Genomic DNA, 18,352 nt, shown 5'->3' on the forward strand with positions numbered 1-18,352 from the left:
TTAGCTGTTTCTTCTCTTTCCTATTAATTTTGTTACAGAGAGCATTGTAATTGGTAAAGAATGATTCTTTCTAAATGCTAAATATTTACCGCTCCATGCTGGTTTATATTTTTCTTTAAAATGTCGTAACCCGCTGAAACTATATGTATAACGAACATTATTAAAGATGGCAGCAGCAACTCGTTCAGACCAGAAAGACTGTGTCGATAAACCTACATTTGAAAGTGGTGCCATACCAATATTAAAGGAATGGTATTCATTTTCCTTTGCCCACTGGAATAGATGAATGAAAATTGCATCCATAATGCCGCTAGGCGCATCTGGATAATAGCGCATTAAATCAACCGATAATGATCCGTCTTGGTATACGGGCATAAAGGTTGTAAATGCGACGATTTTTCCATCTGCATCAGATAATGTAGCGATAGGTGCTCGGCTAATATATTCACGATCAAAGTATCCGAGTGAAAAACTTTTCTCTTTTTTTCCGCCGAGCCACGCATCTGAAACTTTTCTTAACTCTTCAAATAACTCGTTTGAGAACGGTGGCTGGTGAATAGAGAATGTATAGCCTTCTCGTTCAAAACGGTTGAAAGTCGCTCGCATACCGGCCCGTTTTTTCCCCGTTATTGTAAATGTATTCAAATCAACGACAGCTTCTTCACCAAGCTTAAAGAAGTTATAACCGAAATCATGATATAAACTCATCCATTTACTTTCGATTTGGTAGAATACACAAATGTATCCAAATCGATCAGCCTCAGCTAAAAACTCTTGTAACACAGTACGGTAGGAGGAAGGGTCACCAATTGGATCACCTAGTACAACAAGACGTTTTCCAGTTATAGAGAAGAGAAGGAGCGCTTTCCCATCACTACTGAAGAAGAATTGTTTATCACCTAAAAATCCTAAATGACTAAGTACATTTCCATCATGTTCCTCTAAAAAGTTTTGCAATCTTTTATCATTAGCTGGTTGCCCGGGAAATTCGTTTCGATAACGATTGGCAATGAGTGAGCCAATCAGTAAAAAAGTAGGAACGAAAAAGGCAGCTGCTAATGCACTTCGTTTCACTTGCGTAATATTACGAACGACAAAATCAGGTTTAAAAGCTTCTTTTGCACCTGCAAATAAAATACCTAAGTTTTTATATAAATATAAAGTTACAAGTAAGAATATAAAAACTTTTACCATATCAGAAAGTGAGACTTCCATTTTCTCGCGTACAAATCTTTTGCGAAGCATATATAATACAGCGAGTACGATTAATAAAATAAACGTTTCTTCAATATCAATTCCTTTTAGCGTATTAAAGATGGCTGCTCCGATTAAAGAAATAATCGTCATATAGTAAGAACGCTTTGTTCCATAATATATCCCCCTTGAAAGGATTAGGAGGAGAATACCAAATGTTAGTGATAGGCTAAAAGAAAATTGAATAAGATGTTTTGGAGCTAGAATATGTAAGGCGTGTGCTCTGTTTATACTTGTCGGTAGAATGGTCGATAAAATAACCATTAGTCCAGCAAATACTGTTAAAGCAGCAGATGCCCATGAACCAAGCTTTCCGAGAAAGTCACGCTGTAAAGTCCATATAACACCAGTTGTTTCTAATGCAGGCGCGATAAAAGGTTTATCTTCAAACTTTTTAATGGCCACACCTGTCATTTCAAAAGCTGCAAAAATAAGACCAAGGCAGAAAGGTAAAATGTAATAGACGAGGCGATATAATAACATTGCAGGTAGTAATACGCCTGTATCAATGCCATATTGTCCGAGCCCAGTTAAAAAGACAAGATCAAATGAACCAAGTCCACCAGGCACAAGACTAACAACGCCAGCCAAAGCAGCAATTACATACACACCTAAAAACTTTTGAAATTCGATATCGATGCCAAATAATATTAATATGACGTACATAACAATACCAGCAGATACCCACTCAACTAATGAAACTAATGAGTATAAAACAGTTGGGTTTTTCTCTTCTCCTTCTTCTTGTCCTTCGGTTTGCTTTGTTTTTCTATTTTTTAGTTTAGAAAAGCCAATATATATGGGAACGAAAAGAGCGAAAAAGATAAGAACAGGCCATAGCCACGGTTTTTCATGCAAAATAAAACTTGTGTCTAATATTCCGATTAGACCGAGGAATGAAAGAATTGCGAGTCCGTTAATAAAAGCAGTTGTCATCCAGGCGATACTTTTAATAAGCTTGCCATTTTCTTTTATGTATGGACGATAAAGCATTGTGCGTACACCCGCTCCAACGAGACCACCAAATCCGATAAATCCATTTAACGTATTAGCAATCCATGAGATGCGGAAAATCTTTTGGACTGGTATATCAGCTTTTAAATAGCGAAGCATAACATAGTCATAAAAGAACATTGTTGATACGGCAAATGCGCCAAGTGTAATTGCTAAAAAGACTCCTCCGGTTGGAATGTTTTTAATTGTATTGATTGCTTCTAAAAAAGAAATGCCTGCTAATTCTTTTTTTGCTTGAAAGAATACAATTGTTAATACAACAAATGGGAAGATAATTTTCCCGATTTGTAAGAAACGTTTCCATGAAAACGACATAAATACAACTCTCCTTGTATAAGAAAACTGAGACAATAATATTATTATGACAAACTTCAAGAAAAATAAAAAGGTAAATTCCTGTATAAGGAAGCTATTTTTTATAAGAGGTATATTTAAAAGAGTATTTTGTTTGTCAGAAAATTAAGTTAAAATGAATTAAAAGAAGGAAGAGAGGGGAAGTAGATGATTATAATAGGTTATGCGGGATACGAATTAGAGAAAGCAAAACCTAATACATCAGAAGATTTTTTTAATAGATCTGAAGTGAGATATATATTAAATGATAAAGAGAGAACGTTTTCTGTTTTATACGTTCGGTATTTTGAAGAAGTGTTACAAGAAATTACTCCTTTTGAAGGAAATCCAGTATGTAAAGTAGAAGAACAAGACATATATTTACGGGATATTGTAGCGATATGTTGTTTACTGAAAGAGAATGAGCTTCGCATGCAAAAACGTTTGTATTTAAATAATATAGAAGAATTCCAACAATATTTTGATGCGGGAACAGTGGTGAAAGTACAAGAAATATTGGCTGAATTACATAAAAATAAAAGAGTAGAAATAGCGTGAAATGGCAAAGGAGAGGGAAAAAATGTCTAATCTAATGGTTGAAAATCAAACAGAACAAGTTTCTATGTTTTTAGAAGATGTTATTACTTTGATAACCAATTATGTAAATTATCATACGTTACCTTCTTTATTAGAAGAGACACCAGCAGGGAACAAACAATATTATAAAGGGTTATTAGCATCAATAAGACGTCTTCTCGTTTTTTGTGAAGAAGGGCATGATGCATGTTTTGTTTTGTTAAATAGCCAGCCATTTCGAAAAACAGCAGCTGAAAAAATTTTATATAAAATTTATCATCAAGTAATTGCAGAGTTTTTTTCACCAAAGAGTGATCATTGGTATGAAAATAGTCGGTCTGCCTATACAGGGAAAAATTCCATCGTTTTTCAGCAAACGCCACCTGCATCTATAGAGCAAGTGATGAAGAGTTTAGAAGGTAAATTTCAATTGATGCGTGAAGAACTAGAATATTATGAGACGGATTACCAAACAAAGATGTTACACAAATATTAATTGCGAAAAAAGAAGCTAAGGGGACTTAGCTTCTTTTCCTTTTGTACAGTTATATAAGAGATTTCCTTTGAATATATTTAAGGGGATAGCATTAAGGAGGTGTAACATGAGTCAGCAAGGTGTATTTACAGATTACTTTCATGAAGTAGAAAGCTGGTGTGAAAGTGTTCTTCACGTATTAGATAGCCGCGCAGTGGAAGTGTATGATGTCCATATGCTTGCTTATAAAATTCAAACGTTATTAGAGCGTATGAAAGAACATGAGTACGACACAGATGCAGAATTTATGTATGAAATAAGTGATGATGTAGAACATATTCAGCATCATTTACAGGAAGTATTTGTGCAGGGAGAAGAGGAATATGAACTATATGAAAGAGGAGATAGTGAACGAGCCGTTCCGATTGGTGGGCATACACTTCCACCATTACCTTATCCGTATAATGCGTTAGAACCGTATATTTCTAGAGAAATTATGATGTTACACCATGATAAACACCATCGCAGTTACGTGGAAGGATTAAATAAGGCAGAGAAGATGATGGAAGAAGCTCGAAAAACAAATCAATTTGATTTAATTAAGCATTGGGAAAGAGAAGCGGCTTTTCATGGATCCGGTCATTACTTACACACGATATTTTGGAATAACATGAAAAAAGATGGTGGCGGAAGTCCGAGGGGGGCTCTTTCACAACAGATTGAACAAGATTTTGGGAGTTTTTTACGTTTTCAAAAACATTTCACAGAAGCAGCTTCTAAAGTGGAAGGGTCAGGTTGGGCGATTCTCGTTTGGGTGCCACGATCTGGAAGATTAGAAATTTTGCAGAGTACACTTCATCAATTATTTACACAATGGGATACGATACCGCTCCTTGTACTAGACGTGTGGGAACATGCGTATTATTTACAATACCAAAATCGTAAAGATGAATATATAAAAAACTGGTGGCATGTTGTAAATTGGCCTGATGTAGAAAAAAGATTTGAAAGTGCGAAACAAATAGAATGGACACCGTATTAGACGCAGGTTCTCTGCGTCTTTTTTATTGGAAGGAGAGGGAGATTTCGTTCATATTTTAAAAGGCCAAGCATACACTTGTACAAAAAGTGCCAAAAGGACGTGGGGGGAAATATGAGACGAATTTGTGTAATAATTACGCTTCTTATTATGTACGCAAGCGTTATGTCAATTCCTACATATGCAAAGATGAACAGTAATGTCAGTGCTCGAAATGCTGTATTAATGGAACAACAGTCAGGTCGTGTATTATACGGAAAAGCAGAACATGAGCCGCAAAAAATTGCTAGTATAACAAAAATTATGACTGCCTTGTTAGCTGCTGAATCAGGAAAAATGAAAGAAATGGTATCGGTTAGTAATGAAGCGGTGAGAGTAGAAGGATCAGCAATTTATTTAAAGCCAGGGCAGAAAGTAAAGCTAGAGGATTTAGTATACGGACTCATGCTTAGATCTGGTAATGATGCAGCACAAGTGATTGCTGAAAATGTAGGAGGGAGTATAGAAGGGTTCGTTTATTTAATGAATGAAAAGGCGAAACAAATTGGAATGAAAGATACTCACTTTTCAAACCCACATGGTTTGGATGGAGATGGATCCCATTATTCGTCGGCTTATGATATGGCACTTTTAACGAAGTATGCAATGGGGAACGAAACATTTAAGAAGATTTTTGGGACAAAAACGTATAAATCAGATTCATGGGATTATCCTTGGAAAAACAAACATAAACTCGTGACGTCGTATTATGAATTTGCAACAGGAGGAAAAACAGGTTTTACGAAGAAAGCAGGACGGACGCTTGTTACAACAGCATCAAAAGATGGACTAGATCTAATTGTCGTAACTTTGAGCGCTTCTAGCGATTGGGATGATCATATGAATTTATTTGATAAAGGTTTTGAACGTTTCAAGCAAACAAACGTTGTAGGACAAGGAGCTCTGGCTGAAATAACTGAAAAGAAATATGCCAATCATGTTTATACGAAAAATAGTTTTGCGGTGCCTTTAACTGAGCAGGAAAGAAAGAATGTCGTATTAAAAGTTGAACTCGATAAAAGTGCAAAACTTAAAGATGGCGTAAAGGTTGGAAAGACAGAAATTTATGTTGGCAATGAGAAAGTTGGAGAACGGAATTTATTTTATAGTAAACGAAAGTTAGTAGCTACAACGGGAATGTACTGGAATAATGTGAAAGAAATTTTTTCTCATATGATAGGTGTTGGGAGCGATGGTTAATCTCGTATGGGTAGCGATGGCGGTCATAGGGATCGTATATGCCATGATAAATGGAACGATGGAAGCAATAAATAAAGCCGTATTTGACGGGGCAAAAGATGCAGTAACAATTTGTATAGGACTTATTAGTGTTTTAGTATTTTGGCTCGGCTTAATGAAAATTGCAGAGGAAGCAGGATTGTTAAAAAAGTTAGTGTCACTTTTTATGCCGATAGTAAAAAGGTTGTTTCCAGAAATACCGAAAGATCATCCGTCAATGGGATTTATTTTATCGAATATGATGGCAAACTTTTTTGGATTAGGTAATGCAGCGACCCCTCTTGGTATTAAAGCGATGGAACAATTGAAAGAGTTAAACGGAGGGAAGGATTCGGCGAGCCGTTCTATGGTGACGTTTCTCGCGTTAAATACATCAGCGATTACTTTAATTCCTACTACTGTCATTTCGATTCGAATGACGTATGAATCAGCGAATCCTACTGAAATTGTTGGGGTAACATTCATTGCACAAGTACTCTCTATGATCGGAGCAATTTGGATTGATCGCTATTTTTACCGAAGAAGGAGTAGGAAGGGGCGGAAAAAATGAGTATTGTCAATACGATATCATTATGGGTAATCCCTTGTGTAATCGGTTTTATCCTTTTATATGGAACGATAAAGAAAGTTCCGACGTATGAATCTTTTGTTGAGGGAGGAAAAGAAGGGATTCAAATTGCGATCTCTATTTTACCGTTTATGGTTGGAATGCTCGTATCTATTTCTATATTTCGAGCATCAGGTGCATTAGATGCAATGATATCGGTAATGAAGCCGTTGTTAGATTTAATTCATGTTCCAGCAGAAATTGTTCCACTAGCACTTATACGCCCTATTTCAGGCTCTGCTGGTTTAAGTATAACGACCGATTTAATTGCCACATATGGGCCAGACTCGTTTATTGGAAGATTGGCTTCTACGATGCAAGGGAGTACAGATACGACTTTTTATATTTTAACAGTATACTTCGGAGCTGTTGGAATTAGAAAAATGGGAGATGCATTAAAAGTAGGACTTTTTGCCGATTTGATCGGAATTATTTGTTCAATTGTGTTTGTTTCTTTAATGTTTAAGTAATGCTATTCATTTTTTATGCTATTTCGCTTATAATATGTATACGACCACTATTAAGGTGCTGCTTAATAGTGGTTTTTTTATGCGGTATTTTTGACAAAATGATGAACTTTTATTGTGAGAAATATGAAAAAGATGGACAATAATAAAAGGTAAAAACATGATTTTACCTTTATATGTTTATTATCATCGCTATGTTGTTTAAGTAAGATGAAGCGAAAAGCCGTCAAGCGTATGCGGTTGCCAAGTCTTTCTAATGTAAGGTAAGATAAATTCGAGGTGAAAAAAAGAAATGGAACGATTACAAAAAGTGATTGCGCAAGCAGGTATTGCATCGAGAAGAAAGGCTGAGGAATTAATTCAGCAAGGAAAAGTGAAAGTTAACGGAAAAATAGTGAAGGAGTTAGGAACGAAAGTAACTCCTCAAGATAAAGTAGAAGTAAATAACATCCCTCTTGAAAAAGAAGAACCTGTTTATTTTTTACTATATAAACCAACCGGCGTAATTTCAAGTGTATCAGATGATAAAGGAAGAAATGTTGTAACAGACTTTTTCCCGGAGATTACACAACGTTTATTCCCAATCGGACGCTTAGATTATGATACGTCTGGCGTATTATTAATGACAAACGATGGGGACTTCGCAAACGTATTAATGCACCCTAGATATAAAGTTGAAAAAACATATGTTGCAAAAATTAAAGGTCCACTAACAGGTGAGAAAATTCGCATGTTAGAACGTGGGGTTGCACTAGAAGACGGAAAAACAGCACCAGCTCGTGTGAAGATTATTTCTTGGGACAAGCGTAAAGAAATGGCGATTGTACAATTAACAATTCATGAAGGACGTAACCGTCAAGTACGTCGTATGTTTGAAGCTTTAGATTGTAAAGTAGTGAAACTAAAGCGTGAACGCTATGCTTTCTTAGAAGTAGGAAGCCTGAGACCTGGTGATGCAAGAGAATTGACACCACATGAGGTGAAACAATTACGCGCATTGGCTTCTACAAAGCCTCGCTAATCGATATTGTGAAACTTTCACCAGTGGAATGCTCCGCTGGTGATTTATTAAAAAATACATATATTCATCACTCGTCGAAGAGAGGGGAGACAATATGAAAAAAAATCGCTTATTATTTCGCGTTATTATTCTGCTCATTTTATGCGGTGCTGTAGGATTTACACTTTATCAAGGATATTTCACTGAAGAAGAGAAAATGCAAATCGGAAAAGAAGCACCTAACTTTGTTGTAACAGATTTAGAAGGAAAGAAAATTGAATTAAAAGATTTAAAGGGAAAAGGTGTATTTTTAAACTTTTGGGGCACTTGGTGTAAACCTTGTGAGAAAGAAATGCCTTATATGAACGAATTATATCCAAAGTATAAAGAAAAAGGCGTAGAAATCATTGCGCTAGATGCAGATGAAACGGATATTGCTGTTAAGAATTTTGTGAAACAATACGATCTTAAGTTCCCGGTCGCAATCGATAAAGGTGGAGAAATTATAAAAACGTATGGAGTAATACCATTACCAACAAGCTTCTTGATTGATAAAGATGGTAAGGTGATTCAAGAGATTAAAGGTGAACAAACGAAGGAACAATTGGAGGAGTATTTAAAGAAAATTACTCCGTAATAAAGAAAGCCTTTACATACGAGGCGCTTACCTATAGCGTCTTTGGTTTAAAAATTCTGAGTATTGCGGTAACTCTAGGTTAGAATATACAATAGTACATATAGATACAGGGGCGGTGAGAGTATTGAAAGAAATTAAGTGTGAATGTGGACATGTTAATCCAATAGGAACTGTTTTTTGTGAAGCTTGCGGGAAACCATTTGAAAGCAATGAAACTATAAAACTATTGGATATGCGCTATGAGGGGAGTGCGCGGAGATCTCTCACGCAAACAAAAACGATAGTAGATAAAATTTGGAGCTTTTTCTCTTCTGTAAAAGTGGGTGTATGGCTAATCGTAATCACTTTAGCTGCATCGGCGATTGGAACTATTTTTCCGCAAGAAATGTACATAACTCCAGGGGTTGCGCCAGCTGAATATTATAAGCAAGAATACGGATTTTTAGGGCAATTATACTATCAATTAGGATTTAATAATTTATACGGTTCATGGTGGTATATGATGTTAATTGCTTCGATTGGTATTTCACTTGTGATATGTAGTTTAGATCGTGTCATTCCGCTTTATAAAGCTTTAAAGAAGCAAGGGGTGAAAAGACACCCTAGCTTTTTAAAGAGACAAAGATTATACGGCACTGGTACACCGCAAGATGGTGATTTGGAAAGAATTCAAAAGAATTTAAAGAAAAGAAACTATAATGTGAAAGTGGAAGACGGAAATGTTTTAGCAGAAAAGGGACGGTTTTCACGCTGGGGTCCATATGTAAATCATATCGGTCTCATTATCTTTTTATTCGGTGCAATGCTCCGTTTTTTACCGAGTATGTACGTAGACGAAGCGCTTTGGTTACGTGATGGAGAAACGAAAGAAATACCAGGGACAGATGGCCAATACTATTTAAAAAACGAGAAGTTTATAAAGGAAGTTTATGATAAAAGTAAGGACAAGGAAGTTTTTGATGAAGCAATTGACCGTGTAGGTGATAAAATGATTGCGAAAAACTTCCAAACGAATGCTGTATTATATAAAGCGGTCGGCGAAAATATAGCAGGACAAAAACCAAAATTGGAAAAAGTAAAAGAATCGGAAATTCGAGTGAATGAACCACTGAAATTTGATAAGTTTGCAGTGTATCAAGTGGATTATAAAGAAAATGAATTTAAAAGTATGTCCTTTAACCTGCAAAACAAAGAAAATAATCAAAAGTGGGGACCGATTAAAGTTGATTTAACGAATCCTACAGAAAAATTCGATTTAGGAAATGGCTATTCTTTAGAACTATTAAGCTATTTTCCTGATTTTTATTTTGACGAGAGTGGAAGACCGAACACAAAAACGAAATTACCAAACAATCCTGCATTTGTCTTTAAAATGTTTACACCTGAAACACCGGATGGTGAAGTGAGTTTTGTTGGTATTCAGCAAAATATAGAACCTGATGGGAATAACAAATATAAAATGTCCTTTGCAGGTGTGGAAATGCAAAATGCAACAGCACTTACTGTAAGGAAAGATTTAACGCTTTGGATTCTCGGTATTGGAGGATTTATATTTATGGTTGGTGTGATTCAAGGAATGTATTGGAATCATCGCCGTATTTGGATACAACGCGTTAATGATGAATGGTGGATTGCAGGACATACGAATAAAAATTGGTTCGGTTTAAAGAAAGATATTGAAAGAGTAATAGAAGGTACAGCAATTCCGCAGCCAAACGATAAAGTAGTGGATAAAAAAATTAGTTAAGGTGGGGAAATGATATGGTGCAAATAAGTAGTAACTTTCTCTTTACCGCATTTATTTTATATTTAATTGCAACTCTATTTTTCGGGGGAGCAATTAAAGAAAAGGGTCATAAATGGGCAAATGTAGGAATAACGATTACAATTTTAGGGTTTATTGCACAAACAGTATATTTTGTTACAAGATGGATTGCATCAGGACATGCACCAGTTAGTAACTTTTTTGAGTTCGGTACGTTTTTTGGCATGATGCTTGTCGGAGCATTTATTGTCATGTATTTTATGTACCGCGTAAGTATAATCGGACTCTTTGCGTTACCAGTTGCGCTTTTATTAATTGCCTACGCGAGTATGTTTCCGAGGGAAATATCTCCGCTTATTCCATCTTTAAAAAGTAACTGGTTACATGTTCACGTGACAACTGCGGCTGCAGGACAAGCAATTTTAGCAATTAGTTTTATTACGGGCGTTATGTATTTATTGAAAAATGTAGATCAATCAGTGAAAAGTAAACGTACATTTTGGTTGGAAACGGTCGTGTTCACGCTTGTTTGTACAGTTGGATTTATTGGAGTAACAACGGTATTTTCTAGTATGAAATATGAAGCGAAGTTTCAATGGATTGATAAAAATGAACAGAAAGTGGAAATGAAGTACAATCTTCCGGCTTTAGTAGGGCCGCATGAAGGGAAGTTACTGACAGAAAATAAATTAGAGCCGACAGTTGAAGTTCCAGCGATTGTAAATGCGAAAAAATTAAATACTGTGATTTGGTCAGTGTTAGTTGGAACATTACTTTATATTGTATTAAGATTTGTTTTACGGAAACGAGTATCAGCAGCACTTCAGCCGTTAGTAAAGAATACGAATAGTGACTTACTAGATGAAATCGGATATCGCTCTATTGCAATCGGATTCCCAGTTTTCACATTAGGTGCATTAATTTTTGCGATGATTTGGGCACAAATAGCGTGGACACGTTTTTGGGGCTGGGATCCAAAAGAGGTTTGGGCGCTTATTACTTGGCTCTTTTATGCTGCGGTATTACATTTACGCCTATCAAAAGGATGGCATGGAGAGAAGTCAGCTTGGTTAGCGGTAATTGGTTTTGCAATTATTATGTTTAACTTTATTGTAGTAAACTTAATTATCGCGGGTTTACATTCATACGCATAGAGAAATAAAATAGGAGAGTGGATGTCACTTTCCTATTTTATTTTTGTCAACTTTTCTTCTTTTTTGAGAAAAACATGACAAAGTAGCGGTTGATTTTGTAAAATGATGTCGAGGACATTATATACTGTTCAAAAAAAATACATAGTTTTGGAAAAAAATTGAACAAACTTTATTATTCTTGTGAAGCATAATATGGGAAGTGAAACATTTAGAAGATTGCTTAAATAAACGAGAATAGCGCAACATAATAGTGTAGAAGGGTAGGTGTGAACCGTTGTGGTAAAAGTACGCAACGGGTAGAAATGGAAAATGAATCAAGAATTTTAATTGTAGACGATGAGGATCGTATTCGTCGTTTGTTGAAAATGTATTTAGAAAGAGAACAATACGCAATTGAAGAAGCGGACAATGGTGATACAGCTTTAGAAATGGCGTTACAAAATGATTACGATTTAATCCTATTAGATCTTATGATGCCTGGTAAAGATGGTATTGAAGTATGTAAAGGGGTTCGTGAGAAGAAAGCGACGCCAATTATTATGTTGACAGCAAAGGGTGAAGAAGTAAATCGAGTACAAGGGTTTGAGGTAGGAACCGATGATTATATTGTGAAACCATTTAGCCCACGTGAAGTCGTGCTTCGTGTGAAAGCGGTCTTACGCCGTGCTGTACCAACAACATTCTTTACACAAGATACAACGACAAAAGATGTTACTGTGTTCCCTCATTTAACAATTGATAATGATGCACATCGTGTTACAGCAGATGGTAATGAAGTGAACTTAACACCGAAAGAGTACGAATTACTATTATTCTTAGCGAAAGCGCCTGATAAAGTATTTGATCGTGAGCAATTGTTAAAAGAAGTATGGCAATATGAATTCTTCGGAGATTTACGTACAGTTGATACGCATGTAAAGCGTTTACGTGAGAAGTTAAGCAAAAAATCCCCAGATGCTGCGAAGATGATTGTTACTGTTTGGGGCGTAGGTTACAAGTTTGAGGTTGTGAACGACTGATGCTTTGGAGAAGTGTAGTAGGGAAGTTATGGATGACCATATTACTTCTCGTTTCGTTTGTACTTGGATTTGTTGCGATTTTACTTTCACAGTTTTTTAGAACATATTATGTTGATATGAGTGAAGCAAGGCTTCAAAAAGTTGCAACAAGTGTTTCAGAGTTAATTGAAGAAGGTGCCGATGTAAAAACGATTGAGAATATCGCGTACAAATTCTCTGATCCACTTTCAAGGATTATTATTGTAGAAGATGGTAAGGAAATTTCTTCTTCACCGAAACAAGAAGGGTTAGTCACTCTTACAATGGATGACTTAAAAGAAGATAAAGAATTAGCGGCTGTTTTTACAGACAAAAAAGAAATTAAAAATAACATTAGAAAAGCCTCTAATAGTAGAAAGAATAAAAATACTGAAAATGATATTATGATTGTCGGAAAACCAGTGCATTCAAAAAATCAAAGTGCAGTGTTCGTATACGAATCTTTACAAGTACCGATACAAGGTATGGAGAGAACGACTGATTTTATATTCTTATCAGCAGGGATTGCGATTATATTAACAACTTTCTTTGCATTCTTCTTATCTACTCGAATTACAGCACCACTCCGTAAAATGCGTGAGGTTGCTTTTGAGGTTTCGCGTGGGAAGTTTGATGCGAAAGCTCCTATGGTATCTCAGGACGAGATTGGTGAGCTTGCAACGGCCTTAAATCAAATGGGGAAACAGTTGAAGTTTAATATGAATGCCCTGCAGCAAGAGAAAGAACAGTTAGCTAGTATTTTAAGCAGTATGGCAGATGGGGTTATTACGTTAAATCAAGAAGGTGAAGTCGTTGTAATCAATCCGCCAGCTGAACATTTCTTACAAGTTTGGCAAGAAGAAAAAGAAGTAGAGCTAAGTAAACAGCTCCCTTCTGAACTTGTTGAATTATTCCATCTCGTTGTAGAAAGCGAACAACAACAAGTGGTTGAAATTAATTTACAAAAAGGTAACTATGTAGTTCTTATGACGCCGCTTTACAATCAAACGAAAATTCGTGGAGCTGTAGCTGTATTGCGTGATATGACGGAAGAACGCCGTCTTGAGAAGATGCGACAAGACTTTATTGCGAACGTATCACATGAACTTCGTACACCGATGGTCATGCTTCAAGGGTATAGTGAAGCAATTTTAGATGATATTGTACAAACGAAAGAAGAAATTAATGAGTTTGTTCAAATCATTTATGATGAATCCGTTCGTTTAGGTAAACTTGTAAATGAATTATTAGATTTAGCACGTATGGAAAGCGGTAATGTAGAGCTACATATAGGTGAAGTTGATATTCATCCTTTCGTTGAAAAAATAGGTCGTAAATTCCAAGGGATTGCAAAGGATAAAGAAGTAGCACTAACGGTTGATTTCCAAAATCCAATCGAACAATACCCGTTTGATGCAGATCGTATGGAGCAAGTATTGACGAATTTAATTGATAATGCAATTCGTCATACGAATGCAGGTGGACATGTAACGCTTGTAATTAATACGAAAAATAATGGTCTTATTTTTGAAGTACAAGATTCGGGCGCTGGTATTCCAGAAGAAGATATTCCATTTTTATTTGATCGTTTCTACAAAGCTGATAAAGCAAGAACACGTGGGAAAAAAGGTGGAACAGGACTTGGGCTTGCGATTGCAAAGAATATTGTGCAAGGCCATGATGGGAAAATTGCTGTTTCAAGTGTTGTTGGAGAGGGAACTACATTCTCTGTATATTTACCGAATCGTATAATTTAGATATACGTTTTTAAAGTTGATAATGAATAAAGTTCTACTGTTTTTTATTTTTTTGTAAAATCAATTAAATAAATAATAGTAGAACTTTTTTTCTATCTTAGTCGAATGAAGAATAATGAGAGGGGTGTCGTGAAGCGATGAAATTATACACGAAAACAGGGGATAAAGGGACAACAAGTGTAATAGGTGGTAGAGTGGATAAAGATGATATTCGAGTTGAAGCATATGGCACGATAGATGAGGCGAATTCTCATATTGGATATACGATGACTAAGCTACGAGGCGGGTCTTTCGGAGATATTTACAATGAACTTGAAAATATTCAACATGAACTATTTGATTGCGGGGGAGACTTGGCGATAGTAGGAGAGAAAATTCCTTATAAAGTAACGATTGAAATGGTCGAAAGCTTAGAAAGAAGGATTGATTCGTATATAGAAGAAGCACCGCCGTTAGAGCGCTTTATTTTACCAGGTGGAAGCGAGGCGGCAGCTGCTATTCATATTGCACGTACAGTTGTAAGGCGAGCGGAACGATGTGTAGTGTCCTTGCAAAAAGAAGGAGAAATAAATGAAGTTGTTCTAAAGTATGTAAATAGATTATCTGATTATTTGTTTGCAGTAGCTAGAGTAATAAACGCTCGATTACAAGTAAAAGATGTGGAGTATAATCGCAGCGCAATAGTTTTTCGAGATAAAATAGAGAAGGAAGTGGAGTGATTCACTTTCTTTTTTTGTATACTTTTTTCTGTAATATACCAAAATAGAGAAGGTATGGTGGTAATTAGAAAACGGAGGATGTATATGAAGGCTTTAAAATACGGCGTCATGTTATTGACTATACTGTTTTTATCTCAATTACATGTGTACGCAGAGGGAAATCAATGGACATGGCCTGTTGAAGGGCAGATAAGTGATTATTTTGGGACAAGGCATGGAAAACACTACGGTATAGATATAGCCGCACCGATTGGCGCGGCTGTGGCAGCTATTCAAGATGGTAAGGTAACAAAGTCTTATTATTCAAGTAGTTATGGAAATGTTGTATTTATTAAACATGGAGAATATGAGGCTGTGTATGCACATTTAAATAAGAGATATGTAGTTCAAGGGGATTATATTTCAAAAGGAGAAATAATTGGAGAAGTAGGAAATACAGGAGAATCTCGAGGTGCACACTTACATTTAGAAGTTCATCAAGGAAGGTGGACGATGGCGAAAAAAAATGCGATGAATCCATTGCTTGTTTTACATGAGCAAAGAAATGAAGCAGTTTCTTCATCGTTATATGTTGTCCAAAAAGGGGATACTTTAATGAGTATTGCACGGAAATTTAGTATCTCGGTTAAGGAAATTAAAGAAAAGAACGGGCTGCAGCAAGAGCTGATTTATCCAAATCAACAATTATATGTAAAGTAAAAAAAGAGCTAGTTTAACTAGCTCTTTTTTTACCAAAAAATAAAGACACATATAAATCCAGAAATAGCTAAGTAGCTATATAAGTAAAATACTTTTGTTCTTGTTTTTTCGTTTGTTCTAAACAGTACAATAGTCGGTTCGATTAAACCGATTGTCAAACAAAGTAAACCAAGAAGCATACAACCGATTGAAATGGAGTACAGGGCGATTTGTGGTGCTTGAAATGGAATCATCCATTTTAATAAAAATGCAATAAGTGCAGTGTAGCAAATGCTGCCGATGTATTTATTCAACGGTGCATTAGAACGGAAACCTGGAAGCTTTTTTAAGAAAGAGCGGGAAACAACTTCAGTTTGTAAAGATGTATGTTCTTCGATTATTTTTTGAGCTTCTTTTCCTTTTTGGAAAAGGGATAATATCCAGTTTCGCTCCCCTTGAAAAATAAATTGAGAAGTTGTTAAATAATGATCCACCTTCACTTTACTCCAACTTTTCCACGGATGACGCTCACGCAATTTTAATTTACTCTCTGTTTTTTTATCATACTGATAAATACTGATACCATCTTCATCGAAAGCAGCATAGTATGTCTCGCTTGAGAATGTGCCTAAATCAATTGGGCAGTAGAAAAGTAATTCTTTTTTTAAGTAAAAGTATTCTTTTCTTAAGTTTTTTTTCATTGTTTCTCGAATAGAGTGTCTCTTTTCTTTCTTCATGACATTTCCTCCATAATCCAGAAAATGTTCTTATCTTAACAATTCAACATCTTATCACTTTTAATTATATATGACTAGGGGATTTATAGGAGAAATGCCGAATGCTAAAAAATCTGGGGTGTATTGTAAAATATAACGAATGGTTTTGGTTATATAAAATTAATAACTTATTTTTAATAAGTTACGATTTTTTTGTTCACAATCCAATCATGTTGTTGTATAATGAAATGGAAAATAGAATATCGGTCTATCTTCGGGGCAGGGTGAAAATCCCGACCGGCGGTGATGAACTATATGTGATTTTGTTCTAAGCCCGCGAGCCGTTAAGGCAGGATTTGGTGTGATTCCAAAGCCGACAGTATAGTCTGGATGGGAGAAGATGGAGGTTCAAGCGTTCAAAAAAGATATGGATTTGAACGTCTGTTTGATGTGCCTTAAATTCTCCCTTTGTGTAAAATACAAAGGGTTTTTTCGTTCTATGAAAAAGTAGGCATAGCAGAACCTTTCCACTTTCCATGAGATGATCGATGGAAAAGGAGAGAGAAAGATGAAACAAAAAAACAGTGTAGTGCAGATGGTGAGTGTAGCGATGCTAAGTAGTATTGCATATTTACTGATGATGTTGGATTTCCCGTTCCCAGGGCTTCCGCCATTTTTAAAAATTGATTTTAGTGATGTGCCAGCTCTAATTGCTGCAATTATTTTCGGGCCAGTTGCAGGTATAATTGTAGAGGCGATAAAGAATATTTTACATTACGGGATTCAAGGGAGTTTAACGGGAGTACCAGTTGGAGAAATTGCTAACTTTATTGCAGGATGTTTATTTATTGGACCAGCAGCTTTCTTATTTAGGAAGTATCGTACTGTTAAGAGTTTAACGACAGGATTAATGCTAGGGACAATTACAATGGCGCTCATTATGAGTGTGTTAAATTACATTATCATATTCCCAGCTTACACTTGGTTTTTAAATTCACCAGCTATGTCTAGCGAGGCTATAAGAACAACGGTTGTAACGGCAATCTTACCATTTAATTTGATTAAAGGAATTGTTGTGACAATTGTATTTGTAGCGTTATTCTCACGCCTGAAAGTATGGGTGTTTGCAAAAATGAAAAATGCATAAAATATAAAGTGAAACTTTAATCAGTGGGGGGGTTCATCCCCCGCTGATTATTAGCCCTCACCAATCGGGCTGCCCAGCAAATAGCGGGGTTAAAAAACCATTAGTAGTATGGAACTACTAATGGTTTTTTAATAAGTATCATGAAAACAAAAAATGTCCCTCATTAATATGAGGGACATTTTTTGAAGTTAATAAAAGACTATTCGAATTTTAAAGCATCGCCGTCAAATGATTCATCAGCAACTTTAATTGAGTCAGTTGGACAACCTTCGAATGCATCCATCATATCTTCAAGTAATACATCTGGAATTTCAACGATACCTTGGTTATCATCTAATGTTACGAATGCAATACCTTCATCATCATAGTCATAAATGTCTGGTGCAGCAGCGCCACAAGCACCACATGCAATACAAGTATCTTTATCAACGATTGTATATTTTGCCATCTTTTTTCCCTCCTGATAATATGTATGTGAAAAGCTCGCCATAAAAATTATAACCTTATTGTAAAACGGTTTTTAAAACTTTTCAACATAAAATTATAATGATAATGCTTATCAATTAGGGTGTCAACTGATTTTTGCATTATGTCATAAGATTTTCAAAATACGTAAATGTTATTTCGTTTGGTACAATAGAATATATACAAGTGTATAGTGTCGATATGAAAAGTTTAATGAGTGATACAATCATATCA

Annotated in this window: 18 protein-coding genes and 1 riboswitch; of the genes, 15 read left to right on the plus strand and 3 right to left on the minus strand. The window is 35.7% G+C overall.

The window, feature by feature from the left end:
* Complete coding sequence (gene mprF, locus CO726_RS07360; protein ID WP_099683824.1) at nt 1-2,583, minus strand: bifunctional lysylphosphatidylglycerol flippase/synthetase MprF; 2,583 nt, start codon at nt 2,581-2,583, stop codon at nt 1-3.
* Between the two features lie 186 nt (nt 2,584-2,769).
* Here mprF and CO726_RS07365 point away from each other — a divergent pair, with 186 nt between their 5' ends.
* The 14 genes from CO726_RS07365 (at nt 2,770) to CO726_RS07430 (ending at nt 15,811) form a co-directional block, all read left to right on the plus strand.
* On the plus strand, nt 2,770-3,159 hold the full coding sequence (locus CO726_RS07365) for a hypothetical protein (protein WP_099683825.1): 390 nt from the start codon (nt 2,770-2,772) through the stop codon (nt 3,157-3,159).
* Between the two features lie 22 nt (nt 3,160-3,181).
* Entirely contained in the window at nt 3,182-3,673 is a 492-nt protein-coding gene (locus CO726_RS07370; protein WP_099683826.1) for a YpuI family protein, read from the plus strand.
* 106 nt (nt 3,674-3,779) lie between these two features.
* Entirely contained in the window at nt 3,780-4,694 is a 915-nt protein-coding gene (locus CO726_RS07375) for a superoxide dismutase (RefSeq protein WP_099683827.1), read from the plus strand.
* A 111-nt stretch (nt 4,695-4,805) separates the two neighbouring features.
* Entirely contained in the window at nt 4,806-5,930 is a 1,125-nt protein-coding gene (gene dacB, locus CO726_RS07380) for a D-alanyl-D-alanine carboxypeptidase DacB (RefSeq protein ID WP_099683828.1), read from the plus strand.
* A complete protein-coding gene (gene spmA, locus CO726_RS07385) occupies nt 5,923-6,519 on the plus strand; it encodes a spore maturation protein SpmA (RefSeq protein WP_000247806.1) in 597 nt (198 codons plus the stop codon). Before dacB ends, spmA begins: the two co-directional genes overlap by 8 nt.
* Nucleotides 6,516-7,046: a spore maturation protein SpmB gene (spmB, locus tag CO726_RS07390; RefSeq protein ID WP_099683829.1), complete on the plus strand. Its 531-nt coding sequence runs from the start codon at nt 6,516-6,518 to the stop codon at nt 7,044-7,046. The genes spmA and spmB overlap by 4 nt, the downstream gene beginning before the upstream one ends.
* Nucleotides 7,047-7,335: 289 nt before the next feature.
* Entirely contained in the window at nt 7,336-8,064 is a 729-nt protein-coding gene (rluB, locus tag CO726_RS07395; protein ID WP_063224409.1) for a 23S rRNA pseudouridine(2605) synthase RluB, read from the plus strand.
* A gap of 94 nt (nt 8,065-8,158) precedes the next feature.
* Nucleotides 8,159-8,680 (plus strand): thiol-disulfide oxidoreductase ResA, encoded by a 522-nt coding sequence (gene resA, locus CO726_RS07400; RefSeq protein ID WP_016088669.1) that lies wholly within the window; start codon nt 8,159-8,161, stop codon nt 8,678-8,680.
* Between the two features lie 124 nt (nt 8,681-8,804).
* Nucleotides 8,805-10,427, plus strand: coding sequence for a cytochrome c biogenesis protein ResB (gene resB / locus CO726_RS07405; RefSeq protein ID WP_136699455.1), 1,623 nt, complete (start codon nt 8,805-8,807; stop codon nt 10,425-10,427).
* 14 nt (nt 10,428-10,441) lie between these two features.
* Complete coding sequence (resC, locus tag CO726_RS07410; RefSeq protein WP_099683831.1) at nt 10,442-11,599, plus strand: cytochrome c biogenesis protein ResC; 1,158 nt, start codon at nt 10,442-10,444, stop codon at nt 11,597-11,599.
* 302 nt (nt 11,600-11,901) lie between these two features.
* On the plus strand, nt 11,902-12,618 hold the full coding sequence (resD, locus tag CO726_RS07415) for a DNA-binding response regulator ResD (RefSeq protein ID WP_098759145.1): 717 nt from the start codon (nt 11,902-11,904) through the stop codon (nt 12,616-12,618).
* Complete coding sequence (gene resE / locus CO726_RS07420; protein ID WP_099683832.1) at nt 12,618-14,393, plus strand: sensor histidine kinase ResE; 1,776 nt, start codon at nt 12,618-12,620, stop codon at nt 14,391-14,393. Before resD ends, resE begins: the two co-directional genes overlap by 1 nt.
* A gap of 137 nt (nt 14,394-14,530) precedes the next feature.
* A complete protein-coding gene (locus CO726_RS07425) occupies nt 14,531-15,112 on the plus strand; it encodes a cob(I)yrinic acid a,c-diamide adenosyltransferase (RefSeq protein WP_099683833.1) in 582 nt (193 codons plus the stop codon).
* 84 nt (nt 15,113-15,196) lie between these two features.
* Nucleotides 15,197-15,811, plus strand: a complete 615-nt coding sequence (locus CO726_RS07430) for a peptidoglycan DD-metalloendopeptidase family protein (RefSeq protein WP_099683834.1) — start codon at nt 15,197-15,199, stop codon at nt 15,809-15,811.
* Nucleotides 15,812-15,840: 29 nt separating this feature from the next.
* Here CO726_RS07430 and CO726_RS07435 read toward each other — a convergent pair whose 3' ends face one another.
* Entirely contained in the window at nt 15,841-16,527 is a 687-nt protein-coding gene (locus tag CO726_RS07435) for a hypothetical protein (RefSeq protein ID WP_099683835.1), read from the minus strand.
* A 245-nt stretch (nt 16,528-16,772) separates the two neighbouring features.
* A riboswitch (FMN riboswitch) is annotated at nt 16,773-16,912 on the plus strand.
* Nucleotides 16,913-17,074: 162 nt separating this feature from the next.
* Between CO726_RS07435 and CO726_RS07440 the strand changes: the two genes are divergently transcribed.
* Entirely contained in the window at nt 17,075-17,653 is a 579-nt protein-coding gene (locus CO726_RS07440; RefSeq protein WP_000810851.1) for an ECF transporter S component, read from the plus strand.
* Between the two features lie 199 nt (nt 17,654-17,852).
* Here CO726_RS07440 and CO726_RS07445 read toward each other — a convergent pair whose 3' ends face one another.
* Nucleotides 17,853-18,101: a ferredoxin gene (locus CO726_RS07445; RefSeq protein WP_001151996.1), complete on the minus strand. Its 249-nt coding sequence runs from the start codon at nt 18,099-18,101 to the stop codon at nt 17,853-17,855.
* Nucleotides 18,102-18,352 lie beyond the last annotated feature (251 nt).

Origin of the sequence: Bacillus fungorum, from assembly GCF_002746455.1 — a bacterium.
GTDB classification, from domain to species: domain Bacteria; phylum Bacillota; class Bacilli; order Bacillales; family Bacillaceae_G; genus Bacillus_A; species Bacillus_A fungorum.